Source organism: Streptococcus suis, assembly GCF_002960445.1.
GTDB classification, from domain to species: domain Bacteria; phylum Bacillota; class Bacilli; order Lactobacillales; family Streptococcaceae; genus Streptococcus; species Streptococcus hyiners.
In genome coordinates this window covers 1-267 of sequence record NZ_POJD01000499.1, presented here as the reverse complement: position 1 = coordinate 267, position 267 = coordinate 1, and the positions used below count along the sequence as shown (strand labels likewise).

The following is a 267-nucleotide window of genomic DNA, read 5'->3' as shown; positions in this document are numbered from 1 at the left end:
AATTTTTCCATTACCAATAGATTTAGTTTTGGAATTAATGAATGCAAATAAAGGAGATTTGACTGAAATAATTAATAGTTTTATTTCTGTTAAACCTAAAGAATACTTTGATTTAGATTTAAATCCGACTATATTCAGTAATATGACAATTACGTTTGGTAAAAGATGCTCTGCTGAAGATAAGTTGAAAGTATCAAAATTTTTAGAGGATAATAAATTCCATATTCCTTTATTTGATAGTACTGTAAATATAAAGCCTTAAATTAG

The 267-nt window shown here is 24.3% G+C and carries 1 pseudogene; it reads left to right on the top strand.

The features are described from left to right. Positions 1-262 (top strand): annotated as a pseudogene (locus C1G53_RS12975) (DUF2971 domain-containing protein); the annotation flags it as partial. Positions 263-267: the final 5 nt, after the last annotated feature.